This window comes from Mycoplasma sp. E35C (genome assembly GCF_019873825.1).
Lineage (GTDB): Bacteria > Bacillota_I > Bacilli_A > Mycoplasmatales > Mycoplasmoidaceae > Mycoplasmoides.
Genome location: NZ_CP068418.1, coordinates 361132 through 382996 on the forward strand (window position 1 = coordinate 361132; position 21865 = coordinate 382996).

At 28.6% G+C, this 21865-nt stretch carries 11 protein-coding genes; 6 read left to right on the top strand and 5 right to left on the bottom strand.

Features of this window, described 5'->3' with window-relative positions; translation table 4 throughout:
• Positions 1–4 precede the first annotated feature (4 nt).
• From JJE79_RS01575 to JJE79_RS01590, 4 genes are read left to right on the top strand one after another with little or no spacing between them, the layout of a single operon-like run.
• Entirely contained in the window at positions 5–5806 is a 5802-nt protein-coding gene (locus JJE79_RS01575; RefSeq protein WP_222926734.1) for a cytadherence high molecular weight protein 2, read from the top strand.
• Positions 5807–5817: 11 nt separating this feature from the next.
• Positions 5818–9087 (top strand): cytadherence-associated protein, encoded by a 3270-nt coding sequence (locus JJE79_RS01580; RefSeq protein WP_222926735.1) that lies wholly within the window; start codon positions 5818–5820, stop codon positions 9085–9087.
• Positions 9088–9103: 16 nt separating this feature from the next.
• Positions 9104–10333, top strand: coding sequence for a hypothetical protein (locus JJE79_RS01585; protein ID WP_222926736.1), 1230 nt, complete (start codon positions 9104–9106; stop codon positions 10331–10333).
• A 12-nt stretch (positions 10334–10345) separates the two neighbouring features.
• The gene (locus JJE79_RS01590; RefSeq protein WP_222926737.1) at positions 10346–13222 is read left to right on the top strand and encodes a hypothetical protein; all 2877 of its coding nucleotides are present in this window, start codon (positions 10346–10348) and stop codon (positions 13220–13222) included.
• Positions 13223–13427: 205 nt separating this feature from the next.
• On the opposite strand, the gene JJE79_RS01595 is transcribed toward JJE79_RS01590, so the two are convergent.
• The 5 genes from JJE79_RS01595 to JJE79_RS01615 form a co-directional block, all read right to left on the bottom strand.
• Positions 13428–14108, bottom strand: a complete 681-nt coding sequence (locus JJE79_RS01595) for a hypothetical protein (RefSeq protein ID WP_222926738.1) — start codon at positions 14106–14108, stop codon at positions 13428–13430.
• A 10-nt stretch (positions 14109–14118) separates the two neighbouring features.
• Positions 14119–14343, bottom strand: a complete 225-nt coding sequence (locus tag JJE79_RS01600; protein ID WP_255565865.1) for a hypothetical protein — start codon at positions 14341–14343, stop codon at positions 14119–14121.
• Between the two features lie 196 nt (positions 14344–14539).
• The gene (locus tag JJE79_RS01605) at positions 14540–15523 is read right to left on the bottom strand and encodes a hypothetical protein (protein WP_222926740.1); all 984 of its coding nucleotides are present in this window, start codon (positions 15521–15523) and stop codon (positions 14540–14542) included.
• Positions 15524–16255: 732 nt separating this feature from the next.
• Positions 16256–17125: a hypothetical protein gene (locus JJE79_RS01610; RefSeq protein WP_222926741.1), complete on the bottom strand. Its 870-nt coding sequence runs from the start codon at positions 17123–17125 to the stop codon at positions 16256–16258.
• A 302-nt stretch (positions 17126–17427) separates the two neighbouring features.
• Positions 17428–19248 carry an APC family permease gene (locus JJE79_RS01615; protein WP_255565866.1) on the bottom strand — a complete coding sequence of 607 codons (1821 nt, stop codon included), beginning with the start codon at positions 19246–19248 and terminating at the stop codon, positions 17428–17430.
• 350 nt (positions 19249–19598) lie between these two features.
• Here JJE79_RS01615 and JJE79_RS01620 point away from each other — a divergent pair, with 350 nt between their 5' ends.
• Both JJE79_RS01620 and argF read left to right on the top strand, forming a co-directional pair.
• On the top strand, positions 19599–20810 hold the full coding sequence (locus JJE79_RS01620) for an arginine deiminase family protein (RefSeq protein WP_222926743.1): 1212 nt from the start codon (positions 19599–19601) through the stop codon (positions 20808–20810).
• Positions 20811–20836: 26 nt separating this feature from the next.
• Positions 20837–21862 carry an ornithine carbamoyltransferase gene (argF, locus tag JJE79_RS01625; RefSeq protein ID WP_222926744.1) on the top strand — a complete coding sequence of 342 codons (1026 nt, stop codon included), beginning with the start codon at positions 20837–20839 and terminating at the stop codon, positions 21860–21862.
• Positions 21863–21865 lie beyond the last annotated feature (3 nt).

Consider the following 21865-nt stretch of genomic DNA (forward strand, 5'->3'; position numbering starts at 1 on the left):
CAACATGAAACATTATTCTAATTCTGATTATGAGATTGATCAGTTTGATGATCAAGAAAATAATGTCTATCAAGATGTTTATGACACTGGATTTGACGATGGTTACATTAAAGCTAATCAAGAAAATTTAATTGCTAACCAATACAAAAAACCAACAACTAGTTATCAAACCAAAGATAACACTAGTTTATACACACAATCAAGAACAGAGTTAGAAGATCTTAAAAATCAAAGTAATCGTGTTAATAGTGACATTGATTATTACGAACAATTACAAGTTGAAATTGGTAATGAAAAAAACCGACTACTAGCTGCACTTGATGAACTAGAAGCTAACCAACACCAATTTCACCCAGAAGATTTTGAAGCTGAACGTGAATATTTACTAAACGAATTAGATCGTTTAGAAAACGAACTTTATCATGTTGAACAATACAAAAACGATTCAATCGATTTTGTTAATGAACTAAATGAGCGTTTAAAAAAAGAACAAACTAGTCTTGATCATTACAATAAGGATCATGATAAGAACATTCGTTCAAATTACATTCAAATTGATGAACTAAAATCAAAATTATTTAACGAATCAAAACAGTATAAGGATTTATTAGCTTCATCTAGCAACGAAATTAAAGAACTAGATAATCAAATTAATGAGTTGCAATATTGAATTGATCAAAAACTGCATCAGTTAAATGCTGATAGTTATGGCACTCACAAACTTGATAATTTATCAAGACAACTATTACAAGATGAAATTAATGATTTAGTTGCTAAAAAAGCTAAATTACAAAGTGCTAAAAAGATTCATCTTTATAACATTAATCTTAAAAAAGAAACGATTAAGCGTTATAAAACACAACTAGATCAGTATCTAAATTCATTGAAAGAAATGAAAAAAGAACATGACAACAAATACAAGGGTTATGTTAATAGTTTAGATACTTTAAAGAACGAAGTTGAAAAAGCTAAGCAAAATTTTGATGATCAAAAGGGTAAGATTTTCCAAATCAAAGCCAGTGCTGATCAATATTTTGCGTTACGTAAGATTGAATTAGAAAATTCATACAAAAAAGCTAAACAAGCAATCTTACAAGCTAAGCAATCAAATGCTCAAACAGCTCAACAAAGAGAGTTGTTAACTGAAAAACAAAATAAAACTAAACGTTTATTAATCAAACTTCAAGAAGATAAAGATCGATTAAAGATCGCAAACTTATCTTTTGAATCAATGCGTAAGCAGTCATTAGCTGCTTTAAATAATTTACAAAACGAATTAAAACAAAAGTTTAGTTTTGTTGAAAATCGTCGCAAAGAACAAGATTTAATCGTTAATGAAAAAATTAACGAACTAGAAGAATACAAGTCTGAATTAAAAGATGAAAGACTAAAATTTGAACGCGAAAAAGAAACGCAAGAACGTAAGTATAAAAATGCTGAATTAGCATTAAATAAAAAACGTCAAGAGATCGATGAATTATTTTTAGAAGCCAATGCTAAACTAAGTGAAGCTTCAAGAAAAGAAGACGATCTTCATGATAAAAAACAAGATATCTTAGCTAAATTAAGAAATCTAGAACAACTAAAAGCCGAAATTGATCAACGCAAAAAAGCCCTAGATCAAAAAGAATTATTAGACCAACAAACAATTCAAAAGATTCAACTAGAAGTTGAATCTGAACGTGCGGACTTACAACGCATGTTGTTGATTGAGCGTAAGAAAAATGATGAGCGCGAACAAGAACTATTACAATACGAACGTGACATCAAACGCCAACAAACTGATTTTGAAAACAACATTAGTTGAGAACAAAAGAAATTAGTTGATCGTGAAAAAGAATTAAAAGAAGGCTATGAACAACTACAAATTAAACAAGCAGAAGTTCAAGCTAAGATCAACCAATTAAATGAAGAAATCTCAAAAGCACAAACTTCAAAACAAAATTCATTTGTTTTAGAACAAAAGCTAAAAAATGATCTTAATAATTTAAATACAACTAAGGCATATTTAAACAAACAGCAAGAAGATTTAAATCTAAAATCGCAAAAGATGATTGAAGATTTAAAGGTCTTTGAACATGATTTAAAACGTCAAAAAGAAGATCTATCAATCTACGAAAAAAATCTTCAGAAAAAAGAAGCTTCATTAGCAAATTATGAGCATGATATTAATACTCAAAAAAATGAAGCATTCCACAAAGCTCAAGCAATGCACCAAGAGCTAGAATTAAAAAAAGCTCTTGTTGAAAATGAATTAAAAAAACTAAGCACAGAACGCCAACAACTGGACTTAGATAAAGAAGATAGTCTAAAAAAACGTGAAGAAATTGATCAAGAGATCAAACAATTAGCTAAACAACGTAATGATTTAGAAATCTATCAAAACAATATTGAAAACTTCAAAGCTAATTCAATTGAAAAATTGAATATCTTTGAAGCTGAATTAGCTAAAAAACGCAGCGAACTAGAATCATTAAAAACTAAACAAGAAAACGAATACAACGCATTAAACCAAAAACTTAATGACGAACTTAATGAACTAGAACAACAAAAGAAGAAGTTTGCAACCCAAAAACAACAAAAACTTGAAGAATTAATTGATGCTCAAAATCAATTAAAACTAAAAGAAAATGATCTAGCAATCTATGCTCAAAAAGTTAATGATCGCTACAATGAACTAAAAACAATTGAAAACAACAACAAAGCATCAAAACAAGAAATTGAAGCTAAACTTGTTGAATTCAAACAAGCTCAAGTAGAGTTCTTAAAACAAAGCGACAAGATTGCTCAAGAGCAAATCAAGTTTGATAACCGTGTTGAATTACTAGAAAGCGAATACAACCAACGTTCTGAAATCTTATCATTACGCGAAGAAGATTACAAAAAACGTAAGTTTGAACAAGAAGAACAAGAAGAACGCATTAAAAAAGACTTCAAGCGTCTAGAAGAAGAAAAGAATAATTTTGATGAATTAAAACGTAACAAGTTTAATAAGATTTCAAATTTATATCTAGAAATCCAAAAACAACGTAACGAAATCGAATTATCACAAAAAAACATTAACGAGCAACGTGAAACGTTATTCAACCAAGCTCGTGATGGCCGTTTACAAAAACAAGAAATTAACGACAAATTAGAACAATTAGAAAAAGCTGATAAAAAATTCCACCTACAAGAAGAATTATTAGCTAAAAAACGCATTGATCTAATTCAACGTATCGGCACGCTTAAAGCTGAAATCAACCAAAAACACGAAATCTTATCTTTACGTTCAGTTCAACTAAATGAAGTTGCTAAACAACAACAACAAAAAGATGCAGATTTACAACGTAAATTTGATCTATTAGAAGCTGAAAAAGATCAATTCAACCACGATAAACAAGTTGAGTTTGAAAAATTAAAAAAAGAACGTAATGATTTATTAGAAAAAGAAAAAGATGTTAACAAAAACATCAATCAATTAAATTTAGCAATTGCTAAATTAGATTTAATTCGTAAAACTAATAAAGCAGATAAGTCACAAATCAACAACCAATTAGCTTTACTAAATGAACGTAAAGAAAAAATTGATCGTGAAAATGAACAATTAGATGCTAAAAAAACTGAGTTCATCACCCGATTAAAACGGATGGAAAATGATCTTGAAGCACAAAAGCAACAAGTATTATTAGACCGTTCTAATGTTGATCGCATGATGTCTGATCAACAGGCACTATCTCGTGAATTAGAGCAAAAATACCGAACTTTACAACAAGAAAAACGTAATTTCTCAGAACAAAAAGAAAACGATTTACGAGAAATTGATAACTTCTATCAACAAGTTCAACAAAAAGATCGTAATTTAAGTCATAAAATTGAAGACTTAAAACAGTTACGTTATGTAATTGATAAAGAAAGCAGCAACGTTAATGCAAATAAAAAAGAATTAAAACAACGCATTGACGAATACCACAAATTACATAAAGCAATTCTAGCTGATAAGAGAAAATTAGATTCTCAAAAAACTAACTTCTTTAATAAAGTTGAACTCTTAAAACAAGAGTTACATAAAAAATCAAGCAAGATTGAAGTATTACGTTCGAAAGTCTTTAATAACTACAAAGATCAACAACGTGAAAAACAAGTATTAGCTGAGCAAAAATACAAGAATAACCAATTACGTCAGTCTTTATTAAAAACCCAACAAGAATTACATAAAGAACGTGATGACTTTAATGTTGCTAAAAACATCGAACTAAAAAAACTTAACTTCGAAAAAGCTCAAATCAACGAAAAACTTAACCGCATTACCAAAGAAAAACATAAAGTCGCAACGATTAAGCAAGAAGTTGATTTCAGAAAACAAGAGCTAGAAAACTTACAGCAACTAATTGCCAAACAAAAATCTGAATTACAAAAAGCGTTGAACGAAAACTCAGAGAACGCCCAACGCCTACAAGATGCCCAACGTTTAATCAATGAACAAAAACAAAGGCTGAAATCAGAATATGCCAAAGCTAAAAAGATCTTAGCTAACGCAAAAACAACTGATGAAAAACACAAACAACAAGAGCAACAAATTCAGAACCAATTTAAAAAATTAGTTCAAGTTAATAAAAAAATGGTTCAAGCAAGAAATAACTTGCTAAAACAACGAACATTAATCCAAGAAGCAATTAATAAGAATACTATGGCAAACTTCCAAAACCCTTACCCTAATTTCTTAAACATCACTCCAGCAACTCCAACTCAAACTGCTCCAAACCAAATTATTGTTCCTGTTCAAGCTCCAGCGCCATTCGTTGGTATGCCAGCTTATCCACAAGTTTCATATGATATGAACAATCCGTTGATGCAAATGCACCAATTGATTAACCAACAACAAATGTTCATGATGCAAAAAGAACACCAATGAGCATTAGATGAAGCAAACAAGAAGAACAATAAACTATCTAAGCAATTAAAACAATTAAAAAACCACAAGAAGTTGCTTGCCCAAAATGCTTCTCAACATTTAAACTATCACAACCAACTAAACGCTAATAATTCATACAAAATTAATTCATTACACAACTTATTAAACCAAGTTGCTTTTAATACTGAAAAACGCATTAAAAGACTAGAAAACGAATTAGAACACAACCAACAAAATGTTCGTGAATTAGAAGAAATTTCTTCAAACTCAAGATTATTAGAAGAAATTAAGAATGTTTTAAACGATACTAAACAATCAAATTTAGCTCCGATATCTAATTCAAACCAAACTAATGAATTAAAAGAATTAGTTAATGAAATCAAATCTGATTTCAAAAACCAAATGAACTTATTTAGTTCGCAAAAACAAGAACTAAAAGAACAATTCGATCAACTATCAGACGCACTACAAAAAAGTCCGCAAGAAGTAAAAAGAGCAATCGAAAACCAAGATAAAAAATACCAACAAATGTTCGATAATCTAAGACATTCTTACGAACAAAACATCAACTTATTAAGAACTGAAAACCAAGATTTCCAAAAACAACTTTCAGGTCTATATGATGAAATTCACACAATCAAGAGTAATACTGAAAAAATTAAAGTAACTCCACCACCAGTAGTTTCATCTCAACCAACTAACCAAATCAAAGAAAACTTAGATTTAATTAACCAAGCGCAAGCAATCATTGATCAACGTAAAAAAGTTGTTGATCAAAAATTAAATCAAAATTTAAGAATTGATTTAAATCACAATAAAGAAACAGTTAATCACAAAAAAGAACGCATTAACCAATTGGCTAATGAGATTAAAACGATTAAAGAATTAATCGAGAAAAAGAAAGCTAAATAGTATTTATCAAAATGAACAATAAAGAATACTTAAATGCATTAATTAAAGAAGAAGAATTAAAACTTAAAAAAGAACAAGAAGAGTTCATTTCTAAGTATGATATGCCACAAGTTAATTACTCAATTAACTACCAAGAAGAATATACCAAAGAGCAAGAACAAGAAGATGATGCTCTAATTGCATTATTAACCGAACAATTAGAAGCACTAAAAAAACAACTGCTTGAAGATGATGAAATAAAACAAGATGATCAAGAAGTTTATCAACCAACAATGGTTGTGGTTGAAAAACAAACTAATGATCAATCAGTTATCATTAATCAAGAATATTTATCAAGCCAGATCTTATTCTTATCAAACCTATATACCAACTTCTTTAATAAATACCAACAGGCATCAATTTTTAATCTTGATGATTTAATTAATGTTAGTGATAAAAATGAATTAAAAAAACATTATTATTCACTAAACAAGAGTTTTGTTCAAACCAAATTAATCTTTGAAGAGATTAGTAAGTATTCGCAAATTGTTTTTGATGAAATCAACAAACAACCTAATGCTAAATTCGATTTAGTATTTAACAACCAAACATTTAAGTCACTAAATGAACTATCAGTTCATTTATTTGAACTTAAACTAGATGCTAAAACTAAGGTTGCTAGCTTAGAACAAAATATTAATTTATTAAATAGTGAACTAGCTAATTTTGATAATCTAACCAAAGAAGATTTACAAGAAATTAGAAAAGAAATTCAACCAACAAACAGCTTAACCAAACAAGATTTAGCTTTATTAAAACAAGAATTATTAGCTGATATTAATACTGATACCAAAAAAGATTTAGAGTCATTAAAACAATCAGTACTAAAAACACAACTAGAACTAATTGAACTAAACGAACAAAAGCTAAATGAATTAAAACAAGAACACCAAACTCAAATTGAGTTGGCAAAAAATTCTCAACAATTCATCGTTGATCAATTAGTATTAACAATCCAACAACAAGAAAAATTATTAGATGAAAAACTGGCTTATTTAAATGAATTAAGACCGATTAATATTACTGAAACAACTGTTGAAGCTTCACCGATTATTACGGTTAAACCAGAAGAATTAACACAACAACTTCAAGCACAACAAGCGTCAGATCATAACATTAATCTAAGAACAAAATTAGATCAATTTAATGTTCAAAATCAAGTTGTTACACCACAAATTCACCAACAAACTCAACCATTAATTCAACCAGTTCAAACTAATCCAATTCCAGTTAATCCAACATTTAATCAACAACCAACACAATTGATTAATCCAACGATTAATCAACCAATTCAACCACAAGAATTGATCCAACCAAATGTTGTTGTGGTTAATGAAACTAAACTAGATAATGAAGAAGTTTTAGTATCAAAAAACATCAACGAACTTAACCCATTAACTCAAACTAGATTTGAACTAAATGAAGTTAAACCAGAACTAATCAACCAAGAAGTTGTTAATACGCAAGTTAATGTTAATCCAGCCAGTCCTGAGATTAATGATTTAAATGCTTTAGTTAAAAACATCCAAGTTGAAAACATTAAGCTAGATCAAATTAAAAAACAAATCCAAGAAGAAAAAATCAAGTTATCAGAAGTTGATTCTAGCTATCTAATTAATGAAGATGTGATTGTTAATGTTTCTAATAACCAAATTAACAATAAAACTAATAATCCACAATTTAATATCGATGAACAAGTTTTAATCAACCATCAAATTAATGCTCAACCATCAGTTATCAATTCGGTTAATCACTACATTAACAATAACCAATTACACGCTCAATTATTAAATTCGATTCCATCAAATAACCAAATGGTTGATGAATTTAAAATCATTGAAGACAAATTAACTCAATCTGATAAAACTACTGGTTTATTATCAAACTTTAAGATTGATACCTTATCAAAACTAGATCAATTAAAACTAAAATACCAAGAAGATCAAAAATTATTAGAACAAAAACAAGAACAATCACAATTACAAATCCAAGCTCTAAATGCTCAGATTAATCAATTAAAAGAACAGCTAGTTAAAAATCAAGAAATTAACCAAACAGAGATTATTAAAAAAACTAGTGAGTTCAAAGATGTTCTACAAAATCAAAAACAAGCTTACGAAACGATTTTAAACGAACACAAAGAACGTTATGAAAACGAATTGATTAAATCTAAGAATGATTTCATTAAGTTAATTAATGAAAAAATTCAAAATAAAACTAATGAATTAATCGATCAAAAACAAGATGATTTATCACAAATTCGTGATACTTATCTAAGTGTGTTGTCTGAACAACAAAAAGAATACGATCAAGAAATCAAGAAAAAACAAAGCGAAATTATCTCAAAACTAAATAAACAAAAAGAACAGTTTGATGATATTATTCGTCTAAAAAACTTAGAATGAAACCAATACCAAGAGCACATTATTAACAAGAATAATAAAGCTCTTGATGAATTACAAAAACAAAAACAAGCTTATGAAACTGATTTATCAAACAATAAATCACAAACTAAATCACAAGCTGATGATTTAAATTCAATTGAACAAAAGATTTTAAAACTAAAAGCTGAACAACAAAAAACGCAATCAATTATTGATCAATATAATAGTTCAAAAGATCAAATCTTACATAGCTTTGAAGATATTTACAACAAAGAAAATATCAACCAAATTACTAACGAAATAACTAATAAAATTTCACAAACTTTTAATCAAGAAATTTCTCGATTAAAAGAAAATACATACAACTACTATCCAGAAGCAATTGATTATTATGGTTATTATGATCAATACAATGAAGCTTATGTTGATGAAAACGGGATGTATTTTGAACCCGTTGATGTTGAACTAGATCCAAAACTAGTTGATCAATTTAATGAATATAACCAATCTGGTTATGATCTTAATTATGATCATAATGACCAAGTTGTTGATTATAACAACAATGATTATGATGATTATAGTTATGATGCTGATGGCATTAGACACTACAACACCAAAGATATTGTGATCATTAATGATAAGATCCAAGAACACTTAGATAATGACCAATCATTAAAAATCAGAAAACCAGGTGGATGGTTTGCTAGAAAAATCTATGAAGCCAAAACTGGTGAAAAAGAAAAGATTCCACAAAAAATGAGCGGCCGTAGAGGGGTGTTTAAGAGCGTTAACAAAGGCAGACTATCAAAAGATGAAATTAAGCAGTATGCTAATAAGATCATTAATTCCAACAAGTAGAGTTTATTAAAACAAGATGCAATTTATTCATTCAGAAGCAATTAAAAACTGGATCAGTGAAAATCTCACTACAAACTACACAAGAGCTTTTTTTGTTGATGTTTTATTCAACTTAAAAAAGACAAAAAAAGTTTCTGTGATTTCAGGATTAGACTACTGTGGTCAAGCTGAAATTATTAGTGAAATTTACGCTCGTTTTAATGATATTAATTCCCTAGATAATTTATATCTAGTTGATTTAAGCTCTGAATATGTGAATAATGACTTTAAGATCGATGATTTCTTAAATAAGATTAAAGATATTAACAATGCTTTTTTCATGATTAGCAACATGCACCAACAAGAAGGAACCAGAATTTGGTTTAAGCAAATTGCTAAGATTGCTAAAAAACAAAACATTGTTTTTTATCTATTCGTAAATAACTCAGGGATCTTGTATAACAAGGTTATTAATCATTACAACTTTAACCATTTATTCTTAAAACCGTTCCGTTTTAGTGAATATTTAATTGCTAAAGAAAAATTTAATGACATTAGCTTTGTTGATTATTTTGAATACTTAGATTCATACAGTCCGATCTTAGCCAGATTTAATGATAAAAACGACGCCCAAAAGTTGTTTTTCAACCAGATTGTTAATTTATTCAGACATGATGTTTATGAATTGTTTAATAAGAAATATTCAATCAAAACATGCATGGCATTATTAAACATTGTGGTGTATGCTGATTTACCTTGTTTTAATCTCAACTTATTATCAAAAGAACTAAATATCGATTTTGAAGAACTGATTGAAATCATTCGCATCTTAGATAAAGCAAAAATCTTAAAGATGATCAAAGTGATTGAAAGTGACTTATCAAAAAAACACCAACCACTTTATTTCTTAGTCTTTTATCACCCAATTAATTACATCATTTTTGAACCAAATCACTGAACAACAATTACTGAATTAATGAATAGCACCAAAGTGTTATTATCAGCATTTATTAGTGCGATTGATTATGATGATAATATTGAAATTATTTATGATTATCATGTTTCATGAACTGAGCAGATATCAGTAATTGATAAGCATAAAAAAAGGTCTTATATCTTAGGAATTAACAATAATGAGGTTGGACCAATTTTAAATGCTTTAAAATGAAAGTATAATTATCGCGTTAATTACTTAAATCAAAACGATTTAATTAACCTGATTGCCAATCGCGAATTAAAGAATTTTAAGAAGTATCAGATCTTATAAGATTAATCAATTATGGCTAGAACTAAAAAAACTAAAAGTGACTCTAAAAAAAGAAAAACCAAAAAACAAGAAGAAGTTAAATTAGCACAACATTTAGCTAACAACGAACCTGAACTTGTTAATGTAAAAGTTAAAAGTGAGTTTGATGAAGACAACGATTTTGATTTTAGTGATAAATCAATTTTAAACGACGAAAACATCATCTTCTCAGGTGAAATTAAAATCAATAAAAGCCATTTAAAAAGTAAATATTTTGATACGATCTTAGATAAAGAAGACTTATTAAATTCTGATTTTGCCGAAATTAAAAAACGTTCAAAAAAGAGTTTATTAAAGAAAAAAGATAAGAAGTCACAAACTGATACAAAAGCTGCAATCAAAGAAACAATTAACAAACACTTTGAAGGTTTTTTTGATGAAACTGAACAATCACTAATCACAGAACGTATTTATGATGGTGATTACAAACAACAAGATGATAAGGATCTTGTTGATCAAATCAATGAAATTACCACAGCTAGTGATTTAATTCACGACATCTTAGTTAAATCAGAAAAGCAAGAACAAGATAAAGCTGAAAAAGATGTTATTGAAGGTAATCTAAAACCAGTTGAAACAATTAATGACGAAAACTTTGATCTAGATTTAGATGAAGAAGAATTAACACAATTACAAAATCTAGATATCAACACATTAGATCTTGATTGGGGTGATGATCAAAAAGAAGAATTTGATCAAGAACTTGATAAAACCACAATTGAACAAGACGTTGAGCAAGAAGAAGTTTATGTTGGTGTGAAATCTGAAGAAATTAATGACCAGCCAGAAGTATATAGTCCTGATGTTCATTTAAATGTTCAAGAGCCAATTGAAATTCACCAAGAAGTTCTAATCAACACAACAATTGATCAACCAATTAATAACCAAGCACTAAATGATAATGATAGCATTAATTTAGTTAATCCCACAATTAAAGTTGATCAAGTGATTGTTAATCCAACAATTAAACCAATTCCACTAAATCAACCAGTTGATTTAAATAATCTAAAACCAGAAGTTTTAGATTTAAAATTAGCTGATAATGTTATTGTTAATCAATTAAATAACATCAACCAACCAGTTGAAGTTATTAATCAACCAATATCAAATCAACAGGTTGAAATTTTAGATCAAAATACACATCACAACCAAGCAAATATTGATTATCAAGTTGTTGAACAAAAACTTGATAGTTCAGATTTATCAATTGATACTTCATTAACTAACAACGAACTAAACGCCCAATTAAAACAAAACCAACCAAATCAATTAGAAGCCAAAACACACCTAATTGATGATCATATTAGTTATGAAGTGCAAGAACAAAACTTAGCCACTTCTGATTTAAGTGTTGATGTTGATCTAGCAAACCAAAACTTAAATTCACAATACCGACAACCAATTAATGATCAAAAAACATTAGATCAATATGAAATTGTTGAACAAATCGTTCAAATTGATACAGTTAACCCACAAATTAATCAACCGATTAAAAAATCAATTGATGATCTAGAATATTTACCTGTTGTGTTTTATGACAATAGTTATCAAAAACAAGAAATTGAAAACGTTCCAGAAAACGATTATCGCAATTTTGATAACGAATTTATCAATTCAGAACAATCATCATTACAACAACCAGAATTTAAATCATCATTAATTCAATTTAATATTGATCAAGATCTTGAAGTTTCAACTGATCAAGTCCAATTTGAATTTAACTTAGAACAAACAACCAAAGAAGTTAATGATGATCAAATTTATCCAATTCAAAAACATGAATTAAGTTGAGAATTGAAATCAGATAATTCATCTTATGACATGCTAACATTAGATTTCAAAGAATATAACAACATCATTGAAGATCAAAATGAAGTGAAGATGTTTGCTGATTTAGTTGATTATTCAAAATCACCAACAATCAAAGCCCAAGAACAAAAAGTTATTTACAGTGATATTGATAATTTTGATGTTGAATTTGAATATGATGCAAAACAATTAAAAAATGAATTGAATGATGAAACAATTTATCCAATTCAAAAACATGATTTAAACTGAGATTTAACTGATCAGAATGTTAAATATGATTATTTAACATTTGATTTTGATAATTACAAAGGCATTATTCAAGAACAAACAGAATTTAAAATGTTCTGTAAAAAAGCTATTGATTATTCAAAAGCTCCAACATTAACAATTACATCTAAACAAGATGTAATTGATTTAGATAAATCAACACTAACTAATGAAGAATTCTCATCAGATTTAGTTTCATTTAACGAGATTGAAGTATCAGATTGAGAAACTATTGAAAACAACGCAACCTTAGAATTTAATTCTTTAATTAATTCAGTTAATTCAACCAAACCAGCTAACTATTATCTAGAAGATAAAACCAAACTTGATTTAGAAGAAAACCAATCAACATTAAACTTTGATGATTTAGATGATGAAATTACCCGTTTAATTATTGAACAACAACAAAACATTAAACACCGTTTAATTTCAGAAGAAGATAATAATTATAAGCAAATTACTAAGGATTTAAATAAATTACAAGAAGCAACTAATAAGGTTATTGTTAAGAATATTGCAAAAGAATTCAAAACAATTAAAGAAATTAATACATTTAAACAACCATTAGTATCAACTGAAATTAAAGTAATTAGTCCGTTTGCAACCAAAAGCTTAAAAGAAAAACTAACAGCTAACCAAAGTCTAAGAACTAATTCGATTTCAAGAAAAGTTAGCAAGAATTCAATTATGAGCGAACTAAAATCTTACAAGTTCCAAGGTCCTAATTTAATTTATCAAAAACAAGCAATCAAAAAACTAACAAGCTCTAAATAATTAAACTAAATAACAAAGAAATAATCAGGCTATCAGCCTGATTATTTTAATGGTCTCTTGTATTAAGATGTATATGATAGAGTTAATGAAATCTGATAACTAAATAAGCAAAAAAAAGCTAGTAAATAAGAAACAAATATATGGGTTGAAAACCTATTCAGTTAGTCGATTGCATTTTTAAAGTTTGTTAATTTCTTTTTAATAACTATTTATCAAATAGTTTAATGTAATTGTGGTGTTGTTCTAATTTATCAATTTTTGTATCGGCTTCGACATAATTTTTGTATATGTCGGTCCAATTATTCACATATTTAAAACTCCCTTCTTTATTTTTATAAACACCAAAAAGTGAGTTGTCTGTTGCTTCTTTATACCCTGTTGGTGTTTTTCTATTGTTCTGTTTTCATAAGTTATAGATATCTTCTATGCCTGATGAAATTGTTTCAAGTCCAATGTTAGCTACAAAACCTAAACGTCAAAATTGAGTACTTTTTGATAAGGATTTTGAGGATTTATTAGGAGCATTCTTGATTGACCCAGTTTTTTTGTTAGATTTAACATTAGCATCAGAACTTAAATCATTGCTAACAGAATTTATTTCATCACCTAAACCAATGCTTGGTAATCCAAAAGTTAGATCATCATCAAAACCATAAACTAGATCATTCAAATTTGGCTCGACGTTATTTATTTTTGGCTTGGTAGTTCTTTTCTTCTTAGTGGTTTTATCTAAAACGTTCGGAGTTATCTTATAGCCTTCGGCTAATGGAACAATCCCTGTACTTTCTAGATTACTACTTTTGGTTTTTCTTTTTCTGGTTGTGGTAGTTTTCTTGGTACTAGTAGTTCTTTTAGTCTTAGTACTTTTGGTTGATTTCCTAGGCATAAATTAATTACTAAAATCCAGAATAAAGAGAAGAAGCATATGGACTTAGGAATGAATGTCTAGCTTTTGCAGAAGAAAAACTAGATCTTACTGGTGCTGGTCCGTTGTCAGAAATGCCAACCATATATCCTTCTGGATCAGGTTGTGATTTAACATCATTGACAATGTTACTAACCGTCACAGCACCTCTAATTAAAGGTCCGATAATCATTTGGGCAGCCATGATGCCCGTCATGAGGGCTGGTAAAAAGCCACCATGCAATTGTTGCTTTTGGTTGTTATTAAGTTTTTGCATCGTTTTCTCCTGTTAAAGATATGTAGATAATTCTTAAAAAGAAGAAAAGAATAAAAAAAATTTTATGAAGATTAATATTTATAAAACAAAAATAAAAAAAGAAGAACCTCCGTCCTTCTTTCTTATAATGCTTATATTATTTTTGTTTTGATTCTTCTTCTGATTTCTTAACTTCTGGTTGAGTTTTTTCTGATTGTGCTTTTTTAGCTTTTTCAGCCGCTTCATACTTATCGTATGACATTTCAGTAATCTTACCATTAATTGTTTGATCGGTTGTTTCATTAGATTTATAGTAATGACCTAAACCAATACCAAATGGAATAGCAGTTCCTGAGTGACCATCACCTTTTAAGATGTAGAATCCGATTTTTGTTTGTTGGCTCATTGGAGCAAATGGATTGTTGTTTGATCTGTTAGCTGAATCGTATAAACGAGCAAGAGTGATGTCTGGATATTTAACGTTTTGAATTAAGAAACCTAATGCAGTATATCAACCTTCGTAATTGTATTTATAAACTGGTCCAGTTTGTTTTCCGTCTTTATCTTTTTCGACCTTAGGGTTTATAATTTCTTTATTTTTAAACGATTCAACTCTTACACTTAATCCTGTGAATTTAATTCTTCATTCACTTCTTAATTTGTAATCTTCATTAGTTTTATTTTTTCAGTAATTTTCAATATCTGAACCTAAACCATCGTAAGTTAATTGGTTTAAATTAATGCCTCACAAACTCTTAGCTTCATCGTTGTTAAAAGAATCTAATCTAATATCTTCTAGGTCTGTATTGCGTGATCGCTCTGTTGATAGTTTAGGAGCGTTATGAATTCTAATTTTAGAAGGTGTTAATTGATTGTCTTGTAAGAAACGAGTGATTAATTTAACATCATAACTTCCTAAGATGCTATTCTTTTCTCATTCAATTTCTTCTTTTTTAGCATTAATTTGACTTTCTTGTAATGGATCGTGGTAATCTAATCCAAATTCTGATGATGATATTAAACCTTTTTCTTTAGGTTTATCTTTCATTGAACCATCATTAGAGCAAGCACTAGCAATTAAGCCAGTTGAAATACCCATTAATCCGATTAATGGAATAAGACCCTTTTTGAATTTTGTCATTATAGATAAATACCCTTTTCAGTAATTAGTATTTTTAATAAATAATTAACAACAAAAATTTAATCTTATCTATTTTTTATTAAATAAAAACTTAATAACAAAAATTAAATCGCTCTATTTATAAAATGGTTTCACTTAACATTATTATATTATAATCATTAGTTAGATTATTTAAAAAATAATAAATAAATGCTTGGATTGTTCAACCAAGCTTTCCCTAATTGAAATATTAAGTGCAACACTAACCAGTTATGTTTAATATTTTTTTATTATCTATACATATGAACTATAAACACCTTCAGTTAGAAGAAAAATACTTCATAAACAAAGTGTATTTTGAAGAAAGATTGTCTATTAATCAAATTTTAAAATGATTAAAAGAAGTAAATCTACAATATCAAGAGAATTGAAAAGAAACTTAGACAACACAGGTTATTATGTGCTGATTTCAAATATAAAAATAGGTATCGAAATAAATATCTATTTAGATTAAAAAATGTATGAAGAATTTAACAATATGTTTGTTAAGTTTTTTGACAAAAAGTGTTGTGGAGTAAGAAATAGTTATCTAAAAGTAATTGGGTTAAATCCAAGCTTTAAAGTTCCTTGATGAAGACAAATTTAAGAATGCACAATAATAAAAAAATACCACCCAAGTTTTGGGTAGTAATTTATCTTGTTTAAAATAATGGTTGCACTTAGTGCTTTGATCAATGAGGTTTATTTTATTTATTAAGCATCAATATATTTGACTTCACCATCTTTATAAGGGTCATTTGAGATGTTTGTTTTAATATACTTACCTAACCCGATACCAAAAGGAATTGCTAATCCACTCTTACCATCACCTTTTAAGATGTAATACCCAATTTTAGTGTTTTCATTCATTGGTGCTAACGGGTTGTTGTTATCTCTATTCTTTTCGTCATACAATCTCGCGATAGTGATATCTGGATACTTACGGTTTTGAATTACAAACCCTAACGCCGTGTAATAACCTTCAAAACGGTATTCGTATTTAAGTTCTTTATTTTCTTCGTTAATTGTAGTGTTAATCGGTTTTTTATCTTTATAAGTTTCTACTTTAACACTTAAACCAGTAAATTTAACATCCCAGTCATATCTTAATTCATAACTTTCTTTTGTTTTAGTAAATCAATAATTTTGAACAAACGTATTAAAACGGTATGAGAGTAGTTTAATTCTATCTAAACTAACATTCCACAACTCTTTTGCTTTATTGTTATCAAAATCTTTTAAGGAAGGTATTGGAGGTGCTTTTTCGTCAAACGGCTTTTCGATTTTTTCTCTAATAAAAAAATCGTCTGTTTTTAGTTGATTATCTCTTAAAAAAGCACTAATCATCTTAAAATCATAACTACCTAGAATTTGGTTTCGTTCTCATTCTTGTTCTTCTTTTTTGGCATTAATTAAATGCGGGTTAAACGGATTTTTATAATCTTCAGAAGAACCTTCTTTGGGAATCGTAAAAGAAGGATGGCCTTCTTCCCCTTCGTATTTCGCGCACGATGCTGCGATTAAACCAGCAGAAATACCCATTAATCCGATTAATGGAATAAGACTCTTTTTGAATTTTGTCATTATAGATAAATAGTCTTTTAGTAATTGGTATTTTCAATGAAAACTTAATAACAAAAATTTAATCGCTCTATTTATAAAATGGTTTCACTTAACATTATTATATTATGATGGTTGTTTAGATTATTTAAAAAATAATAAATAAATGTTTGGTTTGCTCAACCAAGCTTTTTTAATTTTTGAAATTTATTTGAAGATAAGTTAATTTTTTTACATATCTTTAATTTATTTAACTTAAAGAAAGCTATAAAAAAACATTAAGCCACAAAAATGGCTTAATGTTTGTTATGTATATCTTTTATTAACTAATATTTGAATGGAATGAAAACTCAATTAGCTTCTTGAATTTTTTCAACTCCAAGAATTAGTTTTTCTTCTTCATTTAGAATGGTGCGTTTTTCGTTTCTAATTTGTTCTAGTAATGCTTGTTTTAAAGTTTTGTTTGTAACGATTGCCATTCTGTGGATCTTATCAATTTCACCTTTTTCGATTGAACCAAATTTCTTTTTCATGAAATAATCTTCAACTCAAATTGGTACAAACATAAATGCTAAGAAAATGATTAATACGATTACAACCATTAATCTTGGAATTAAAACTTCAATTGCTCAATTTTCAGATGAAGTTGGAATTAAGAACATCAAGAAGAAATCAGCGATTGGTGCAAAGAATGTAAAGAAGATTGGTAAGATCATACTAATGATTGAACTGTATGCCATTGGTAAGAAGAACTTACTTTTTTGCACTTTAATCTTCTTAGTTTTTCGGTTAGAGATTGCTCCAATAATTGCAAATAAAATATAAGCAAATGCAATTACTGCCGTTCATGTTGCCATTAAATCAGCAAATGAATATAACTCAGCACTACCAGTTCCATAAGATGGTCCATAATCACCAGCATCAACATAAGCTAAACCACCAATTATACAGAAAATAATAATAACTGGAATGGCTAGAGCTAAGTTATATTTGATCCCAACAACAGCTCTTTTATCATTAATTTTATTAACTAATTTTGTGCTGAACGGAACCTCATTAGCGCGGATTAAATCTTCCATGAATCGAGTTGATCATAAAGCAAATCCATTGATGATACCAAGCACACCAACACCAATTAAAATTTGGAATAAAGCATATAATCAGTTAAGATCATGTTTTACTAAGAAACTTTGGAACCCACTTGGTTTACCACCTTCTGCTCCTAGTGACATTGATATTGCGATTACTAAATAAATCACAGTAACAAAGATCATTCCAAATAAGATCGCCCAAGGAGTTTTCTTAGGTTCTTTCATTTCAGTTTGAATACCAGCAGTTACATAAAAACCATCAAATGCAAAGAAGATTGCACCCATTGCGATGAATAAACCAAATCCTGGTGATAATGCATTTAAGTTTAAGATTTTAGCGAAATTAACATCAGGATTTTCATTATTAGCAATTTCAGTTAGATTAACATTTGGATTAAAAATCGCCTTGTATTTTTCATCAGCAACTTGACCATTATTAACGCCTAGAATAACAAATCCTAAAACAGCTGCAAATAATAATGGTAAGAATTTTACACAGGTAATAATTCAGTTTTGAATATTACCAGCCTTAGCTGATAAACCATTAACAACTATGAAATAAACTGACATTAAAATGGCAATCACCATTAAAATTGATCAGTCAGCTTTTGTATTAAAACCAACAATATCAGGTCTTAAAGCACTAATGCCATCTTGAATTGATAACACCACATAAAGTGGCATAAAGAAATATGTCAATGGTAGATAAATATAAACCATAAAGTTCTTACAAGATTTATATATAAATCTTGAATTAAAGGTTTGACATCATCCAATGATTGACAGATTATCGTTTCTAGCACTAGCTATTTCAATTAAAGCCATTGCCATAGAAATTACAGCAAAAGCTGCTAGCAATCATGCAAAGATTGCAAAAACTATTGAGTTGTGCGAACTATCTACTACTGAACCTGCTTTAAAAAAGATTCCAGCTCCAACAGAAGAACCGATCACAACTAACATCGCAGAAAAAAATCCAATTTTCTTCGACGTTGGAGCGTTGGCAAAACTAGCTTCTGGCTTAGAGCCTAGCTCTACTTGTGAATTATTAGACACATTATTTCCTTTCAACATTTACTTCATAATTGTGGTGTTTATTGCAATAAAAAATTAAACACAATAACAATTATTGTTATTAACAACCCGAATATAAAGTTTAATATCTCTCAACATATCAATAACACAAAAAATAAAAAAGGCAACAGTCATTATTAAAAATAACCTGTTGCTTTTGGTTTAATCTAAAAAAAGTTTTTGAATTTTATTCAAATAATCTATTTTATAGATTTATACTAATTAGTGGAAAACGCAATTATCTCTCTCAAATTTAATTATTAATGACCCTTAATAATTCATTGCTGTTTTTCACAATCAGAATAATTTTAAATGTTAAGAAAGGAGAATGTATGTATAACAAAATTAATGTTTATAGTGAAATCGGTAAACTAAAAAAAGTGTTAGTACATACACCAGGAGTTGAATTGGAATATGTCACTCCTCAAAGATTAGATGAATTACTTTTTAGCGCTCTAATAGACCCTATTAGAGCTCGCGAAGAACACGAAGAGTTCATTAGAATCTTAGAATCACAAGGAGTTGAATGTGTTCAGTTATCTAAGCTTGTTGCTGACACTTATAAAGCAGCACCTAATGATGTCAAAGAAGCATTCATTAATCAGTGATTAGATGAATCTATTCCAAAACTGTCTGTTGAAAACAGAGATAAATTATATCATTTTTTAAAAAAAATGGAAGCAGAACCAGAAAAAATGGTTCGCAAAATGATGGCTGGGGTGCTAGCAAGAGAAGTTGATGCAACATCTGATGTTGAATTAATCGTTGATCCAATGCCAAACTTATATTTTGCCAGAGACCCATTTGCATCAGTTGGTAACGGAATTACATTACACCACATGTATCGTCCAACACGTAGGCGCGAAACTATTTTTGCTAACTTTATTTTTGCTCACAACAAAGACTATAAAACCACTCCTCAATACTACTCAAGAAATGAAGAATATAGTATTGAAGGTGGTGATATTTTTGTTTATGATGACAAAACTTTAGTTATTGGTGTTTCTGAACGCACTGAAAAAGAAGCAATTCAATCATTAGCACTAAAAATTCAAAAGAATCCTGATGTTTCATTCAAACGCATCTTTGCAATCAATGTACCTAAAATGAGTAACTTAATGCATTTAGATACATGATTGACAATGTTAGATTATGACAAGTTCTTATATTCACCAAACATGATGGGTGTATTAAAAATTTGAGAAATCGATCTAACTAAAAAAGAATTAGAATGAAAAGAAATCAACGAATCACTTGAAGACTTTTTATCAAGCGTGATTAATAAAAAAGCAATCACAATTCCTGTTGCTGGTCATGGTGCAACTCAAATTGATATTGATGTTGAAACTAACTTTGATGCAACAAACTTCTTAGTTATCGAACCAGGTGTGGTTATTGGTTATGATCGTAATCGTAAAACTAATAAAGCACTAGAAAAAGCTGGAATTAAAGTATTAAGTTGAAACGGCGATCAACTTTCATTAGGCATGGGTAGTGCTAGATGTATGAGTATGCCTTTATATCGTGAAGCAATTAAAAAATAAATATATTAATAAGGACAAAAATAAATATGGCTTGAAATCTTAAAACTCCAAGACACTTTGACACTTTAATGAATTACACAACTGAAGAAATTTTATATTTAGTTGATCAATCAATTAAGGTTAAAGAAAATGAAGCAAATGGTATTAGACCAAAAAATCTAAAAGGTAAAACTGTTGTTGGAATTTTTGAAAAAAATTCAACAAGAACAGCAAACGCAACATTTAAAGCAGCTAATTATTTAGGTATGGATTATTTCTATAATGGTCCAACTGGTTCAAATATGGGAACAAAAGAATCAGTAGCTGATACTGCTAGAGTGTTTACTGAAATGTATGATATTGCTTTATTCAGAACATTTGGACAAGAAAAAATTGATGAATATTGCAAATACTCAGGCATTCCACTAATCAATGGTTTATCTGATCAAGAACACCCAACTCAAACTATTGCTGACTTACAAACTGTTAAAGAAGCATTTGGTTCATTTAAAAACTTAAAAGTTGTTTTTGCTGGTGATTATAAAAACAATATGGGTGCAGCTTGAATGTTAGGTTGTGCTTTCACTGGAATGCATTTAGTAATGTATGGTCCTAAAGAATTTGAAAAAGAATTAAATCCTAAGATTGTTAAATTCTGTAAAGAATTATTTGCTAAAAATGGTGGATCATTATCATTTACAGAAGATAAAAAAGAAGCAGCAAGAGATGCTAATATCGTTGTAACTGACGTTTGAGTTTCACTTGGTGAATCATTTGATCTATGAGGTGAAAGATTAGAACAAATGCACAGATTCCAAGTTGATGAAGAATTAATGCAAATGGCTTCTAAGAATGTTAAATTCATGCACTGTCTACCAGCATTCCATGATATGAACACTGAATATGGTAAAAAAGTTGCTCAATTATATGGTAAAAAATACCCAGTTGTAGCTAATGGTGCTATTGAAGTAACTAACGAAGTATTTGAAAATCCTAAGTATAATTTAGCATTCATTGAAGCTGGTAATCGTTGAACTTCAATTGCTGCTATTATCCAAGAATTATTAAAATAATTT